The sequence below is a fragment of the Mycobacteroides chelonae genome (genome assembly GCF_016767715.1).
In the GTDB taxonomy this organism is placed as follows: domain Bacteria; phylum Actinomycetota; class Actinomycetes; order Mycobacteriales; family Mycobacteriaceae; genus Mycobacterium; species Mycobacterium gwanakae.
Genome location: NZ_CP050145.1, coordinates 3188575 through 3202964 on the forward strand (window position 1 = coordinate 3188575; position 14390 = coordinate 3202964).

The following is a 14390-nucleotide window of genomic DNA, read 5'->3' on the forward strand; positions in this document are numbered from 1 at the left end:
GGCAGCACGTGGCTGTATTGGGCATATGTGCCATCACGCGGTCAGCGCGCGGACGTACCAGCGCGAAGTGGACCCGGAAGGTGATCGGCCACGGCCGTTCGATCGAAGCGGCCGGGGATCGATGATCCGCTTGTGCGAAGAGCACAAGCTCCGAACCCGGCAGCCACTACCGAAGACCGCCCGTTACCCGGCGGGACCAGCATGACAACGCACACACCCTATCACCTGCGGCGTTTGCGGCCACGCACCCTGATCAGGGCAGTTCCTCCACACACACGGTGAAGTTGCGATCGACATAGGGGTAGCCAAGTCCGGTGATGCACTCATCGGCCGTCGAGACATCCCGAAGAACTTGGGTGACGCGTTTCTTGTTCTGAGCGTTGCCGTCATTGCAGTCAACACGCACGGGGTCGCCGTCCCACTTGTCGGGGACGCTCATGCAGCTGCCGACAACCCAGTCGATGTCCAGACACAGGGCCTGGCTTTTGCGGCCGAAACCGCGCTTGGCGTAGTACGACGAGTCCGCATCACGCGGACAGTCCGCATCCGTCTCGGTCTTGGCGAAGACCTTGAAATTGGACTTGGGACTGCCACACGGCTCCCTGACCATCTTGGCGTGCTGATCGGAACCGCTGAGGTTGACGCAGTCGCCGACGGCCAGGCCATCGGTAGCGGCCGATATCGACGAACACGCCGACAGCAAGGCCGCACCGACAGCAACAAGGGCGATGGATATCGCACCTGAGGTTCCAGAGCGACCCAGTCGAGGAGAAGCCAAAGTCAGCGGCGCAGGCCCAGGCGCTCGATCAGCGAGCGGTAGCGCGCGACGTCGACCTTTGCGATGTACTTGAGCAGGCGGCGGCGACGGCCGACCAGCAGCAGCAGACCACGACGGCTGTGGTGGTCGTGCTTGTGAGTCTTGAGGTGCTCGGTCAGATCGACGATGCGCTTGGTCAGCATCGCGACCTGGGCCTCGGGAGAACCGGTGTCGGTCTCGTGCAGCCCGTACTGGGTGAGGATTTCTTTCTTCTGCTCGGTAGTCAATGCCACGGCAAGCTTCTCCATCACTGGGGTTCGCGTCGAATGTTTCTGGTGGGCCACCGCGAACTGCAGCTCACACCGGTGTTGAAGTGTACCGGCGGGTTAGCCTCGCGCCAAAATCGTGCGGGCCTTCTGGGCATCGCGACCCATTTCGTCCACGAGCTCATCCACCGAAGCGAACTTCTCCATGCTGCGCACCCGTGCCACGAAATCGACGGCCACATGCTGGCCGTACAGGTCTGCCGCAGTGTCCATGATGAACGCCTCGACGGTGCGGGCCTTGCCGGAGAACGTTGGGTTGCTGCCCACCGAGACCGCCGCCTGGTACCGCTCACCGGGGACCACAGTGCCCATGGTGGGACCATGCCCCAACAACGTGAACCACGCCGCGTACACGCCGTCGGCGGGAATGGCGGCGAACATCGGCGGCGCCACGTTGGCGGTAGGGAACCCCAGTTCCCGGCCCCGCCCGTCGCCACGGACCACGACGCCTTCCACTCGGTGGGGGCGGCCGAGGGCTTCGGTGGCCGCCACCATGTCGCCGGCGTCGACACAGGACCGGATGTAGGTCGAGGAGAACGTGACCGCGTGTTCGGTCACGAGCGACACGGCGTCGACCTTGAAACCGAATCGCTCGCCCGCCTTCTTGAGCATGTGGACGTTACCGGTGGCCTTCTTCCCGAAGGTGAAGTTCTCGCCGACCACCACCTCGGCCACGTGCAGACGCTCGACCAGCAGCTCATGCACGTATCGCTCGGGCGAGAGCTTCATGAATTCGGGGGTAAAGGGCACCACCAGGAAAACGTCGACACCCAGTTCCTCTGCCAGCTCAGCACGCCGGGTCAGAGTCGTGAGCTGGGCCGGATGAGTCCCGGGAAACACGACTTCCATCGGGTGCGGATCGAACGTCATCAGGACGCTCTTGAGGTTGAGTTCGCGTGCGGCCTTCACCGCGCGCCCGATGAGTTCCGCGTGGCCGCGGTGTACACCGTCGAACACGCCGATGGTCAGGACGCACCGACCCCAGTCGGACGGAATTTCGTCTTGCCCGCGCCAGCGTTGCACGGCCTAAAGCCTACTTCGGAAGATGCGGGAAGGCCGACTTGGCTTTCCGCCGTCGCTGCCTGGTTAGGCTGAGCACCGTGAGCCCCACTCGATCCGACCGGCCCGCCGGATCCACCGATATCGACCTGACGACGGTGGCCCAGGACTACCTCAAGGTGATCTGGACCGCCCAGGAGTGGTCCCGCGAGAAGGTGAGCACCAAGATGCTCGCCGAACGCATGGGCGTGTCGGCGAGCACCGCATCCGAATCGATCCGCAAGCTGGCCGACCAAGGTCTGGTGGATCACGAGAAGTACGGCGCCGTGACCCTGACGAGCCAGGGCCGCAAAGCTGCCGTACTCATGGTGCGCAGGCACCGGCTGCTGGAGACATATCTGGTCAACGAGCTCGGCTACGGCTGGGACGAGGTGCACGACGAGGCCGAGGTACTCGAGCACGCGGTCTCCGATCTGCTGCTGGCCAAGATCGACGCCAAGCTCGGTCACCCCACGCGCGATCCCCATGGCGATCCGATTCCCGGCCCTGACGGGCAGGTGCCCACTCCCCCGGCCCGCCAGCTGTCGGACTGCGCCAACGGCGATACCGGCGTGGTGGCCCGGATCTCCGACTCAGATCCGGAGATGCTGCGCTACTTCGACACCGTCGGCGTGGCACTGGATGCCCGCGTGACGGTCGACGAGCGGCGGGACTTCGCCGGAACCATTTCGGTGTCGATTGATAGCGACAGATCAGACGGCGGCGAGAAGAAGCTAGAGCTGGGAAATCCCGCAGCGCAATCAATTTGGGTCGTACTCGACTGAAATGACCGACCACGCGGCGTGTGAGTGCCTACTGTGCGTCGACTACGGCGATCGCCATGACTACAACGACAGCGATCGTGACATCATCGGCAGTGTCACCGAATACGGTTGGAGTGCACTGGGAATCGGCCCCACATCGTCGGAGGAAAGCCCGCCGTTCGCCTACACCGTCGGGCTGTGGCACACCATGCGGCTACCCGAGCTGGCGATCTACGGAGTCAACGACATCACGATGATGCAGCGCGCTCTCAACGCGGTTGCCAAACAGGCTCAGGAAGGGCGAGTTCTGCAAGTCGGAGAGACATTCGAGGATGTCCTCGCCCTACCCGAGGTGGATGACTACCAGGTGAAGCTCTCCCCCATCGATCCGAGTTGGTATCACAACGAATTCGGGTTCGGACTGTGGTTCAACCGGACCAACCACGTGCGGTACCTGCAGGTCCTCTGGCCCGATGGCGAGGGCCGATTCCCGGGGAATCCCGAGTTCGATCCGCATTTCGCCGATCGGCAGCCGCTGATGTGGATGCCCAGGGAGTTGCACCCGCCGAGCCGGTGGATCCGTCCGATCGACTGATCTGTTTTTGTGAGCATGAACATCCGCGAAAAGGATGGAACCGAATCGCGACCAGCCTCGTCAGACCCATAAAGAACCGCATCGAACCCAGGGAGGGCGAGGTAATGACGTCAGCCGGCAATGCGCCGTTGCAGGTGGTAATCGACGAGGTCAGTGCGCTCAGTAAGTTCGCCGCGAGCCTTGCGGACCAAATGAGAGCGGGGTCGAGTTCACTGGATCACGAGGTCCAGTCGTTGTTCGGTGTCTGGAAGGGCACCGCCGCCGACTCCTACCGGTCCGGATGGGACGAAATGCAGGACGGCGCAACGAAAGTGTGGGACGCACTCACTGATATCGCCTCTACACTGGACTCAAATGCTGGGGCATTCCATGCGCAGGAGACCTCGACCGCGTCATCCATCACTTCGACACAGGCGGGCTGACAGAATGGCCGCCCACATGGAATCGGAGTTCTCCTTCGATCTCGACCACATCGAGCAGGTGACGTCGCGCGCTCGGGGTTTCAAGGAGTTTGTCACCGAGAACCTCGACCAGCTGGAGTCCCGCGCACAGAAACTTGTGCAAAGCGGGCAGTGGACCGGTGCCGCTGCCGCCGCGTACGCCGAAGCCCACAAGGAGTGGATGGATGCGGCACGTGAGCTTGTCGAAGGGTTGAACCAGATGGAAGAGGCCGCGCGAACCGCGCACGGCGCCTACTCGGAGGCACAAGAAGCCAATGTTCGAATGACGCGGGGTTGATGTGCCCGTTGTCGTCGAATCAGCGGCGTACTACGCGGCCGCCAACACCTGCTACAAACTCTCGACCGACGTCCAAGTCGCGTTCAAACCTCTTTCACGTGTCCTGACCCTGGAAACCAGCGGTATGGCCGGCGGCTATCAGGCCGTCAAGGCTTGGTCGAGCGGTTATGACGAACGTGCGGGCGCTCTCGTGATGGTGGCCACTGATTACTCCCGGGCGCTACAACGCTTGGGGGACATTCTTATCGCGGCCGGCTATAACTGGGCAATAGCCGACTGGCGAGCGAATCGCGATCCCAACAAGGGAACGGGCCCGGCCTGCCCTCGGACAATCCCGTCCGAATTGCCTTATGGGGCAGATGTTGTCGTCGGTGTGGCATCGTCAAAACACAACGGACCGGGTCTTGAGTCGGATGTGCCCGATCTGTATAAGAAGGTTGTTGCCCAGGTAGCGGGCGGCGAGATCCCGGACGGTGATACAGACAAGCTCGATCGTGCGGCCAAGGCGTGGAAGACGTTTGCCGATAACGACGCGATCTCCAGAGGCGAATCCGATCTGAGGCTCGCGGCTAGCGCATTGAGCAATTTTCATGCTCCGGATATCCCGAACCTCAGCGAGCACCTCACGACGCTCTCAACAAGTGCGGGCAGGATCAAGCTGGCCGCAAGCGATCTCGCGACCTCGACAACCGCCCACCACGCGGCGCTCAATCAGCTGCGCTCAGATATGCAGTTTGCGATCGCCAGCACTCTCGGTGTTGGAATAGCCGCCATCGCCGCAATCGCCGTCATCACTCGCGGGCGTGCGACCGCAGGAGGCGCAGAGATCGCCGCCACAGCGGTAGACGCCTGCGCATCAGCGCTCGCGGCATGCATCCGGCCGTTCCTTACGACGTTGGGCGGCATTACCTTTAGCGCGGGGTCAATCACCGCGGCTGGGCTCGGGGCAATCATCGGGTTGTCGATTGCAACGATTACGGGCGAAACAACGGTCTACTCGAACTACAAGCCGCCGGGTGATGCGTTCGACAAGACTGGGGCGAAGGCGCCGGGTCAGCCGGGCGCAGCAGAAGGCTTCGTGCCCCCCAAAACCGGTGACAGGTGGGTGCCAAACCCCAGCGCGAGGGGCAAGAACCGCTTCGGATGGGAGGATGCCGATGGGAACGTTTGGGTACCGACTGGACCGGGCTCGCCAGCTCGCCCTGGAGACGCACACGGCGGTCCGCACTGGGACGTGATCGACAAGAACGGCAAGAAGGTCAAGGATGCCTACCCGGGAGGACATACACGATGAATGATGTTGTGCTCGAAGCCACGGGCGTTCAGTATCAGATGTCCTTCGACGAGGCCGCGTTCTTCGAATGGCTTAACAAGATCCCCAGTGTCGATTCGTACCAAGGGCAGCGATTCACGTTGTACATCAAGGTAATCGTCCACACCTTGGACGAGGACGCACTACATGAGCTTGCAGCGCTATACCGGCGGTATCGCATCGACCCGAGAGAGCTGCGCGTTCTAAACACAGGGCAGCTTAGTTATTGGTTCAGCAGCCCTGACCGTTGGTGGCACAACGAAGTGTTCGGCACCGACTCAACCGCGAAGGAAGGTCCGCATCTAGGTGAGAAGCACGAGTTTTCGGACAACGCCGGCCACGAGTGGGCGGTAGGAAACGCGGGTACTCATACAAACATGTGGCCACCAGTCGAAGTAACCGAGTTTATGAAAGAGGGCAATGCTGTCCTCAAAGCTACGGGTGTCCGTTACTACTCCGAACTCGATGAAGCTGCCTTCTTTGAATGGCTGGATAAGAACCCCCAAGTCGATTCCTACCGGGGCCGCGGCGACACCCTCTACATCAGCGTGAACGTGAACATCGGCGACGAATCAGAGTTGTCTGAACTCGCTGCGCTCTACGAGCGATACAACATCGACATGACTGAACTACGAGTGCTCAATGCAGGAGCGTTCGGCCCATGGTTCAGCGACCCCAAATGGTGGTGGCACAAGGCTGTTTTCGACTGACCGCTACAGATTCGCCGGGCGCAGGACCACGACCGACGTGGTCCGAGAGCCTTTGTCTGCCAATAACGCAATGACCCGATTGCCGGAATCCACCGCGGCGTAGGTGCCCTCGATACCGGCAGCCGACAACGGGCGCCCATTGCGCACCGAGTCGACCTCCGCCGCATCCAGATCACGCCGGGGGAACCCCTCCCGGCACGCGGTGTCCAGATCCAGGGTCAACGTCGCGTCCTCGGCCAGCTCCTCGAGCGTGCGCGCACGTTCCAATGTGAAATCGCCAACCCTGGTGCGGCGCAATGCCGTCAGATGGCCACCCACGCCCAGCGAGGCACCCGCATCGCGGGCCAGCGCCCGGATGTACGTGCCCGAGGAGCAATCAACTTCCACGTCCACATCGACATACCCATCCGCCGGCCGGCGCACCGCCAGCACGTCGAACCTCGAGATGGTCACCGGCCGGGCTGCCAGCTCAACCGACTGCCCCTCCCGCGCCAGCTTGTAAGCACGCTGTCCGTCGACCTTGATCGCGCTCACCGAGGACGGCACCTGTTCGATATCCCCACGCAGCGGGGCCACAGCCGCCTCAATATCTTCATCGGTCACCCGGGACGCCGAAACCGTGTGTAACACCTCGCCTTCGGCGTCATCGGTGCTGGTGCTCTGCCCAAGACGGATAGTGGCCGCATACGACTTGGTCGTCAGCGTCAGCAGTCCCATGATCTTGGTGGCACGTTCGATACCGATCACCAGCACCCCCGTGGCCATCGGATCGAGAGTCCCCGCATGCCCCACCTTGCGGGTGGAAAACAGCCTACGGCACCGAGATACCACGTCATGGCTCGTCATCCCGGCGGGCTTGTCCACAATCACGAGGCCCGCGCGACCCAAGGGATCGGTCACGGCACCACGATCGCGGTCAAGATCAGACCCTTGTCAATGATCCAGCGCCCGTCGAACACCGACAACACACTGCCGTCATTGGCCTTGCCATCTATCAAGATTCGCGAGGTGAACGTCCCATCGGGGTCGAGGGTGATGTGAGCGTCCTCAAAGCCAAGCCAGCGAGTTGTCAGCGGGAACCACGCCTTGTACGTCGTTTCCTTTGCGCAGAACAGCAATCGGTCCCAGTGCGTACCACCGGGCAACGCCGCCAGCTCATCGCGCTCGACCGGCAGAGTAATCGACTTGAGCACACCGTTGGGCAGCACGTCGTGCGGTTCGGCGTCGATCCCGACCGAACGCACCTCCCCAGCACGTCCCACCACCGCGCCACGGAATCCCTCCGTGTGCGTCATGCTGCCCACCACCCCGTTGGGCCACAACGGCTGCCCCTTGTCCCCCTTGAGGATCGGGACTTCGGGAACGCCGAGCACAGACAGGGCCTGCCGCGCGCAGTGCCGGACGGTGATGAACTCATTGCGCCGTTTGGCCACCGATTTGGCGATCAGCGGTTCCTCTTCGGGCAGCGGCGCCAACCCGGGCGGATCCTCATACAGTTCGGCCGAGGACAGCACATCGGGAACCACCGAGGCGATCAACTGGTCACTCACTGGCACGCTCCTTGGCAAGCCGTTCACGGAATCGCTTGGCCGCCACCCTCATCTGCTCGGTGATCTCGAAATGACCTCCGAACTCGTTGAGATAGCCGGCCGGATAGTGCGGGACGGGAAGGATCTGCCGAAGCCATGAATACGGTTTGCGCTGCGCCCATTCCCGCGGATAGCCAACCGACACCTCCTCGAAGCGCACCTCGTCATACCAGGTGGTCCGCGGAATGTGCAGATGGCCATACACCGAGCACACCGCGTTGTAGCGGGTGTGCCAGTCCGCGGTTTCGGTGGTCCCACACCAGAGCGAGAATTCGGGATAGAACAACGCATCGCAAGGTTCCCGCACCAGCGGGAAATGGTTCACCAGGACCGTCGGCGTCATCCAGTCCAGATCGTCCAGCCGCTTCTTCGTATACCGCAACCGATCCCGGCACCAGGCATCACGTGTCGCGAAAGGTTCACTGGAAAGCAGGAACTCATCGGTTGCCACGACGTTGCGGTCGCGGGCGATCTTCAGACCCTCCGCCTTGGTGTTTGCCCCCTCCGGCAGAAATGTGTAGTCGTACAACACGAATATCGGCACGATGGTCGCGGGACCACCTTGTTCTATCCACACCGGATACGGATGCTCGGGCGTGACGATGCCCATCTCGTCGCACATGTTGACCAGATAGTCGTAGCGGGACTGCCCGAAAATCTGCATGGGATCGCGCGCCGTCGTCCATAACTCATGATTCCCCGGCACCCAGATCACCTTGGCGAACCTGCGCCGCAACAGATCCAGCGCCGCCCGGATGTCATCAGTGCGCTCGGCGATGTCACCGGCGACGATCAACCAATCCTCGGGCGAGGCCGGATGAAGTTCTTCGAGAACGGACTTGTTGGCCGACTGCCCAACATGCAGGTCGCTGATCGCCCAGAGCCTGGGCTCCCGTTCCTGCGTCATCCGGCCAATGTACCTACAGGTTTATCTTGCAACTCTGTCCCACGTCGAGAACCCGGAGCGCACGCCCGCTTCCCACCCAGAACGCGCAGGACAGTGCCAGGTCGGTCAACAGCCCATCGTCGAAATGCTGGCGCGCCCGCTCCCAGAATTCGTCGTCCTCACGCAGCCCGACGTGATCCGTCGCGAAACGGTGCGCGAACTCGGCGGCGGTCCGTTCGGCCTCGCTGTACCGCGGCGAGGTACGCCACTGCTCGGCGTCCGCATAGAAGTCGCCGTCCAGCTCCCCGCTCTGAACGAAGCGGGTGTTCTGACAGACGGAGCATTCATTCGCGAAGGCCACGGTCATACGTGCGAGCTCGCGCACCCCGATCGGAAGCCTGCTGCGGTTGTATACCGCGTCCGAAAATCCGGCAAACCCGGGCGCCATCTCGGGTGCACCCATCAGCCAGCCGGCCACATCGTCGTCCGCGTAGTTCCCAATTCGTGCCATGGCGTCACGATACTCCGGGACTAGAACGTGTTCTAGTGTTTTCGGTGTTCCGTATGAGACAGCGAGGCACGCGGCTAGACTTCGGCGCACCGCGGCTGATCAGATTGAGGTGGATTCGCATGGCCCGAAGGGCAGGCGTAGTCCGAGCTGGATTCTGCGTTGCCCTGATGGCGCTGACGCTGGGCGGCTTCGTGGTCTGGCGTACCGCACCGTCAGAGCACACCACCAGCGCACCCTTCCAGCTGCGGTTCTCTACGGCACCGATGACCGGACCCGCGAGCACGGGGGCCGCTACCACCACGATCAAATGGCCGGTTGTCCCGGTCACCGATCCGCGCCCCTTTGATCCCTGTTACGAGATCCCCAGCTCGGTCATCGCTGCCGCGGGCCTTGACCAGACGCCACCCGCGCCCGAAGAGGGGCTGCGCTGCCGGTACGACTCGCGCAACAACTATCAATTGGCCGTCGAGGCGGTCGTGTGGCGCACGTATGAGGACTCACTGCCGGCCGACGGCGTGGAGACAACCATTCAGGGTCACCGCGCCGCCGAGTACAACATCATGAAACCCACAGACTGGAACAACCAGTGGTGGGTGTCCTGCATGATCACCTTCAAGACCAGCTATGGCGTGGTCCAGCAGTCGCTGTACTACGCATCGCAGAAGTACTCCCCCGACGGCCCCGGTTGCCTCGTGGAAAATCGCCGGGTCGCAAACATTCTCGCGCCCGCCTACAAGTTCTGAGATCAGATCGGTCAGCCGCGCGCCGCGATGCGTGCCTGTACCTCGGGTCGCCGCAACGGGGGCACCGTCTTGGGTGGCTGACGCCGCGCAGGCAGCACGGCGAGCAGCCGCATCGTCGTGGCCGTCACCTCCGCCACCGCATGCTCGAACGCTTCCCGGTTGGCATCGGAGGTCTTCTGAATCCCGCTGATCTTGCGGATGTACTGCCGCGCCGCCGCCTCGATCTCCTGGTCGGTCGCAGCAGGTTCCAACCCGCGTAGTTCGGTGATGTTCCTGCACATACCTACGACAGTAGAAAGACAATTCCGATGACGCCATGCCCCACCCACCGGTTAGTTCACATGCGCGTGTATACGTAAGTCATGCCAGTGACGTCATCGGAGCCGTCTAGCGCGCTACGCGAACGCATCGCGGCCGCCGCGCACGAGGTTCTCGCCAGCCATCCCCCCGCTTCCACCCCTGTTACCGAGCTGCTGGGCGCCGTCTATGACGCGGGCCTGGCCTGGGTTCAGTTCCCGGTCGGCCTCGGCGGCCTCGACGCGCCTCCTGCGCTCCAGTCCGTTTCCGACACCATCCTGCGCGCGGCGGGCATGCCAGACCCGTTGTTTATCAACGTGATCGGCTACGGCATGGCGGCACCCACGGTGCTCGCGCACGGGCAACCCGAGCTGACCCAGCGGATTCTGCGCCCGCTGTTCACCGGTGAGGAGCTCTGGTGTCAGCTGTTCAGTGAGCCCGGGGCCGGTTCCGACCTCGCGGGCCTGGCCACCCGCGCGATACGAGACGGCGACGAATGGGTCATCAACGGCCAGAAGGTGTGGACCTCTGGCGCCCATCAGGCACGCTGGGCACTGTTGGTGGCTCGCAGCAATCCCGACGTGCCCAAGCACCGCGGCCTGACCTATTTCGTAGTCGATATGACCGATCCGGGCGTCGAGGTCCGTCCGCTGCGCCAAATGACCGGAGATGCCGAGTTCAACGAGGTGTACCTCACCGATGTTCGCATCCCGGATGCACATCGGCTGGGCAACGAGGGCGACGGCTGGCGAGTCTCGATGACAACGCTGATGAACGAGCGCAGCGCGCTGGGCGGGGCGTTCGACCACGGTCGCGCCGGCGGATCCATCGGCAACGCACTGAATCTGTGGAAGCAACGCCCCGACCTACACACCCCCGAGCTGCGGGCCAAGCTGACCAACCTGTTCGTGCGCTCAGAGGGAAACCGCTATGGCACCCAGATGAGGATCGCCGCCCAGGGCGATGCGCCCATGGGTCCGGAGGGGTCGATCGGCAAGCTGATGGGCGCGGAGCTCAACCAGCAGATCTACGACTTCTGTGTCGAACTGCTAGGCATCGAGGCGACTCTGTACGCCTCTTACGACATGCGGCGCGTCGTCGAGGATGACCGCCGCGCCGACACCATGTGGGCCTTCCTGCGGTCCAAAGCCAACACCATCGAGGGCGGCACCTCCGACGTGATGCGCAACATCATCGGGGAGCGCGTTCTCGGGTTACCGGGCGATATCCGGGTCGACACCGACAAAGCATGGAAAGAGGTGCCCCGTGGCTGAATTCGAGTTCACCGAAGAGCACGGCGACCTGCGTTCGCTGGTGCGTAGTTGGTGCGAACGGGTCTGGACACCCGAGCATGTACGCCAGATCGCCGATGCCGGAACCACCGACCTGGAGGCCTGGCACGCCCTCGGGTCCGAGCTGGGTGTCGTGGGACTGAGCCTGCCCGAAGAATATGGCGGCGGAGGCCTGGGCGTAATCGAATTAGCCATCGTCGCAGAGGAATTGGGACGAGCGCTGGCGTGTCTACCGTGGATATCGAGCGCAGCACTCGGCGCCGCCGCGCTGGTGGCCAGCGGCGACGGCGACGCCCTTACCGAATGGGTACCCGCATTGGCCTCCGGCGCCAAGACGATCACGCTGGCCGGAGGGCGAACCCGGCTCGCCGACGCCATCACAGTGTCCGCTGAATCCGACGACGACGGATGGAAGCTCACCGGTGACGCCGAGCACGTTCCAGACGGCGCCACCGCGGACGTGATTCTGGTGCTGGCCGATACCGACTCGGGCCCAACCCTTTTCGCGGTCGACGGGAACGCGCCGAGCGTTGATCGGCATGCCCTGGCCACCCTGGATCTGACCCGGCGCCAGGCCAACATCCACTTCGACTCGACTCCCGCACGGGTGATCGGCGAAGCCGGGAACGGCGCCTCGGCCGTATCGCACGCGCTGGACGTTGCCGCCACCGCGCTGGCGGCCGAACAGGCCGGTATCGCCGCCCACATGCTGGACGTGACAACCGAATACGCCAAGTCCCGAATTCAGTTCGGACGGATCATCGGGTCGTTCCAGGCCGTCAAGCACCGCCTTGCCGACATGGCCGCGGCCGCCGGGAATGTGCGTGGCGCCGCCTATCATGCGGCATGGTCACATGACGACCCAAGCCTTGACGACCCTGCGCTGGCCACGAGCATCGCCCAGCAGGTAGCGTCCGCGGGAGCGGTAGAGGTAACCGCCAAGGCCATTCAGAGCCATGGCGGCATCGGATTTACCTGGGAACACCCGGCCCACCTGTATTACAAACGGGCCGTCAGCAATTCGGCACTCTTCGGAGGCCGCGCCGTCCACGCCGAACGTATCGCCAAGGAGGTTATCGACGCATGACCGAACAAATTCTCTTGACGCAGACCGAAGACCGGATCTGCACCATCACGCTCAACCGTCCGCAGGCCCGCAATGCGCTGAGCAAGGCGCTCGGCGACGAGATCGTCAAGGCCGTCACCGCTGCCGACGCCGACGACAACGTCGACGTGATGATCCTGACCGCCGCCGACCCGGTGTTCTGCGCAGGTGTCGACCTCAAGGAGTTGGGCAGCGGCGATCGGGCCGACACCCTGGACCCGTGGTGGCCGGAGCTGTCCAAGCCGGTCATCGGTGCCATCAACGGCGCCGCCGTCACCGGCGGCCTGGAGCTGGCGTTGGCCTGCGACATCCTGATCGCCTCCGAAAAGGCTCGTTTCGCCGATACCCATGCGCGCGTTGGCATCCTGCCCACCTGGGGGCTGACCACGCTGCTGCCGCTGTCGGTCGGACGTGGCCTGGCGCGGCGCATGAGCCTCACCGGCGACTACCTCTCGGCCGAGGACGCGTTACGAGCCGGCCTGGTCACCGAGGTGGTTGCCCACGAGGACCTGCTGCCGGCGGCCAAGCGGCTCGCGGCGACCATCTCCGGGAACAACCAGCCCGCGGTACGTGAGCTCCTGGCCTCCTACCGGCGCATCGAGTCCGAGCTTGTCGGCAACGGCCTGCAGGTGGCCCTGGACGACGCGCATCGGTGGATCGAGCAGAATTCCATCGCCGAGGGTGTCGAGGAACGTCGCGCCGCGATCATGGCGCGCGGGCGTAGCCAGAACTCCTAGCGGTCCAAGCGGTACAGGGCAATCCGACGGTCCGGCCGAATATCGAACTCACCCAGGAGCGTCCAACCGAGTCTGTACAGCGCCTTCCGCATCGGCACATTCGACACCGACGGCTCGATCATCATCCGGCGGCAGTCGACATCAGCGTGGTGCACCGCCGAGGGCAGCAGCCGCATCCACTCCGACACAACACCTCGACCCAGATACCGGGTGTCTGCGGTCGCTACGTGGAGGCCGACATCATGCGCGTGCGCGCCGTAGATCCGCGCGATCTCATCGCGAGCAGCGCGGTACAGCTCGACGTACCCGATCTCGATTCCGTCCACCGACAAGATGCAGGGCAGGGAGTAGTGTCCAGCCAGCCGGTATGAGGCATCCTCCCGCCATTGCTCAGCCGACCAGGATTGTTCCCAGGTTTCGACCAGGTGAGGTCGAGCAAACCACTCGCTGAGCATGTCCGGATCCGTGCCTTCCGGGTCAACGGGGCGCAACCCGTAACGGGTGCCCTCAAACGAGGGCAACGGCGGAGGGCCCGCATCGACGACCTCAGCAGCCACATCGGTGATCTCTCGCCCGATTCGATAACCGGTGGGACTGTTCATCGGCCCGAGTGGCTCCGTTCGATCGATGGCCCTAGCTTAGGTAAGCCTATATTCTAGGAGCATCCATCGAGGCGATCTTTCAACCCCTACATCAGGTGCGGCGTTTCCTTGTGGACTTTGTGGTCGTGGTGCACCGTGCCGCCGACTACCGCGAATCCGAGCCCTGCGGTGACCAGTAGCGCAATGGCCGCGACCATTCCCCAGCCGTGATGCCCGGAGGCCAACGCCGCCAGCCCCAGCGCGGTGATCGTGACCGACACCAGCCCGAGGAAGTAGCCGGTCCACACGGCAAATCGATCAAGGTTCATTTCGAAACACCTCCTCATCCAGCGTTTCCCAGAATACTCCGGAAGTGACCTGGATCACATAGGCGCGCCCTGGCAAACCC

General features: G+C 63.4%; 21 protein-coding genes. 11 read left to right on the plus strand and 10 right to left on the minus strand.

What is annotated here, in order from left to right:
* The first annotated feature begins 25 nt into the window (after nt 1–25).
* Nucleotides 26–205: a hypothetical protein gene (locus HBA99_RS25010; protein WP_078311024.1), complete on the plus strand. Its 180-nt coding sequence runs from the start codon at nt 26–28 to the stop codon at nt 203–205.
* A 48-nt stretch (nt 206–253) separates the two neighbouring features.
* Here HBA99_RS25010 and lppU read toward each other — a convergent pair whose 3' ends face one another.
* From lppU to HBA99_RS15690, 3 genes are all read right to left on the minus strand, one after another.
* Complete coding sequence (gene lppU, locus HBA99_RS15680; RefSeq protein ID WP_070952732.1) at nt 254–763, minus strand: LppU family putative lipoprotein; 510 nt, start codon at nt 761–763, stop codon at nt 254–256.
* A gap of 17 nt (nt 764–780) precedes the next feature.
* Nucleotides 781–1050 (minus strand): 30S ribosomal protein S15, encoded by a 270-nt coding sequence (rpsO, locus tag HBA99_RS15685; protein WP_030093922.1) that lies wholly within the window; start codon nt 1048–1050, stop codon nt 781–783.
* Nucleotides 1051–1143: 93 nt separating this feature from the next.
* Entirely contained in the window at nt 1144–2106 is a 963-nt protein-coding gene (locus HBA99_RS15690) for a bifunctional riboflavin kinase/FAD synthetase (protein ID WP_070952685.1), read from the minus strand.
* 77 nt (nt 2107–2183) lie between these two features.
* On the opposite strand from HBA99_RS15690, the gene mntR reads away from it, so the two are divergent.
* The 6 genes from mntR to HBA99_RS15720 all read left to right on the plus strand — a co-directional run bounded on the left by mntR (nt 2184) and on the right by HBA99_RS15720 (nt 6240).
* Nucleotides 2184–2906 (plus strand): manganese-binding transcriptional regulator MntR, encoded by a 723-nt coding sequence (mntR, locus tag HBA99_RS15695; protein ID WP_070952684.1) that lies wholly within the window; start codon nt 2184–2186, stop codon nt 2904–2906.
* A gap of 1 nt (nt 2907) precedes the next feature.
* Nucleotides 2908–3480 (plus strand): DUF4262 domain-containing protein, encoded by a 573-nt coding sequence (locus HBA99_RS15700; protein WP_070952683.1) that lies wholly within the window; start codon nt 2908–2910, stop codon nt 3478–3480.
* Between the two features lie 104 nt (nt 3481–3584).
* Complete coding sequence (locus HBA99_RS15705) at nt 3585–3902, plus strand: WXG100 family type VII secretion target (protein ID WP_070952682.1); 318 nt, start codon at nt 3585–3587, stop codon at nt 3900–3902.
* Nucleotides 3903–3906: 4 nt separating this feature from the next.
* A complete protein-coding gene (locus tag HBA99_RS15710; RefSeq protein WP_070952681.1) occupies nt 3907–4218 on the plus strand; it encodes a WXG100 family type VII secretion target in 312 nt (103 codons plus the stop codon).
* A 1-nt stretch (nt 4219) separates the two neighbouring features.
* Entirely contained in the window at nt 4220–5512 is a 1293-nt protein-coding gene (locus HBA99_RS15715; RefSeq protein ID WP_070952680.1) for a polymorphic toxin type 37 domain-containing protein, read from the plus strand.
* Nucleotides 5509–6240: a hypothetical protein gene (locus tag HBA99_RS15720; RefSeq protein ID WP_070952679.1), complete on the plus strand. Its 732-nt coding sequence runs from the start codon at nt 5509–5511 to the stop codon at nt 6238–6240. Before HBA99_RS15715 ends, HBA99_RS15720 begins: the two co-directional genes overlap by 4 nt.
* A gap of 3 nt (nt 6241–6243) precedes the next feature.
* Here the strand turns inward: HBA99_RS15720 and truB are convergent, their stop codons facing one another.
* The 4 genes from truB to HBA99_RS15740 are packed head-to-tail and all read right to left on the minus strand — an operon-like array spanning nt 6244 to nt 9226.
* Nucleotides 6244–7140, minus strand: a complete 897-nt coding sequence (gene truB, locus HBA99_RS15725) for a tRNA pseudouridine(55) synthase TruB (RefSeq protein ID WP_081347767.1) — start codon at nt 7138–7140, stop codon at nt 6244–6246.
* On the minus strand, nt 7137–7778 hold the full coding sequence (gene pptT, locus HBA99_RS15730; protein WP_176138330.1) for a 4'-phosphopantetheinyl transferase PptT: 642 nt from the start codon (nt 7776–7778) through the stop codon (nt 7137–7139). Before pptT ends, truB begins: the two co-directional genes overlap by 4 nt.
* Before the next feature lie 4 nt (nt 7779–7782).
* Nucleotides 7783–8736, minus strand: a complete 954-nt coding sequence (locus HBA99_RS15735) for a metallophosphoesterase family protein (RefSeq protein ID WP_070952677.1) — start codon at nt 8734–8736, stop codon at nt 7783–7785.
* Between the two features lie 13 nt (nt 8737–8749).
* Entirely contained in the window at nt 8750–9226 is a 477-nt protein-coding gene (locus HBA99_RS15740) for a carboxymuconolactone decarboxylase family protein (protein WP_070952676.1), read from the minus strand.
* A gap of 119 nt (nt 9227–9345) precedes the next feature.
* Here HBA99_RS15740 and HBA99_RS15745 point away from each other — a divergent pair, with 119 nt between their 5' ends.
* Nucleotides 9346–9969, plus strand: a complete 624-nt coding sequence (locus HBA99_RS15745; RefSeq protein WP_070952675.1) for a DUF3558 family protein — start codon at nt 9346–9348, stop codon at nt 9967–9969.
* A gap of 11 nt (nt 9970–9980) precedes the next feature.
* Here the strand turns inward: HBA99_RS15745 and HBA99_RS15750 are convergent, their stop codons facing one another.
* On the minus strand, nt 9981–10250 hold the full coding sequence (locus tag HBA99_RS15750; RefSeq protein WP_057966148.1) for a DUF2277 domain-containing protein: 270 nt from the start codon (nt 10248–10250) through the stop codon (nt 9981–9983).
* 81 nt (nt 10251–10331) lie between these two features.
* On the opposite strand from HBA99_RS15750, the gene HBA99_RS15755 reads away from it, so the two are divergent.
* From HBA99_RS15755 to HBA99_RS15765, 3 genes are read left to right on the plus strand one after another with little or no spacing between them, the layout of a single operon-like run.
* Entirely contained in the window at nt 10332–11540 is a 1209-nt protein-coding gene (locus tag HBA99_RS15755) for an acyl-CoA dehydrogenase family protein (protein ID WP_044103981.1), read from the plus strand.
* Nucleotides 11491–12645: an acyl-CoA dehydrogenase family protein gene (locus tag HBA99_RS15760; RefSeq protein WP_070952674.1), complete on the plus strand. Its 1155-nt coding sequence runs from the start codon at nt 11491–11493 to the stop codon at nt 12643–12645. The genes HBA99_RS15755 and HBA99_RS15760 overlap by 50 nt, the downstream gene beginning before the upstream one ends.
* Nucleotides 12642–13400, plus strand: coding sequence for an enoyl-CoA hydratase (locus tag HBA99_RS15765; RefSeq protein ID WP_070952673.1), 759 nt, complete (start codon nt 12642–12644; stop codon nt 13398–13400). Before HBA99_RS15760 ends, HBA99_RS15765 begins: the two co-directional genes overlap by 4 nt.
* On the opposite strand, the gene HBA99_RS15770 is transcribed toward HBA99_RS15765, so the two are convergent.
* Entirely contained in the window at nt 13397–14002 is a 606-nt protein-coding gene (locus HBA99_RS15770) for a GNAT family N-acetyltransferase (RefSeq protein ID WP_070952672.1), read from the minus strand. The two genes, HBA99_RS15765 and HBA99_RS15770, sit on opposite strands and share 4 nt — an antisense overlap.
* Before the next feature lie 86 nt (nt 14003–14088).
* On the minus strand, nt 14089–14310 hold the full coding sequence (locus tag HBA99_RS15775) for a membrane protein (protein ID WP_030093939.1): 222 nt from the start codon (nt 14308–14310) through the stop codon (nt 14089–14091).
* Between the last annotated feature and the right edge of the window lie 80 nt (nt 14311–14390).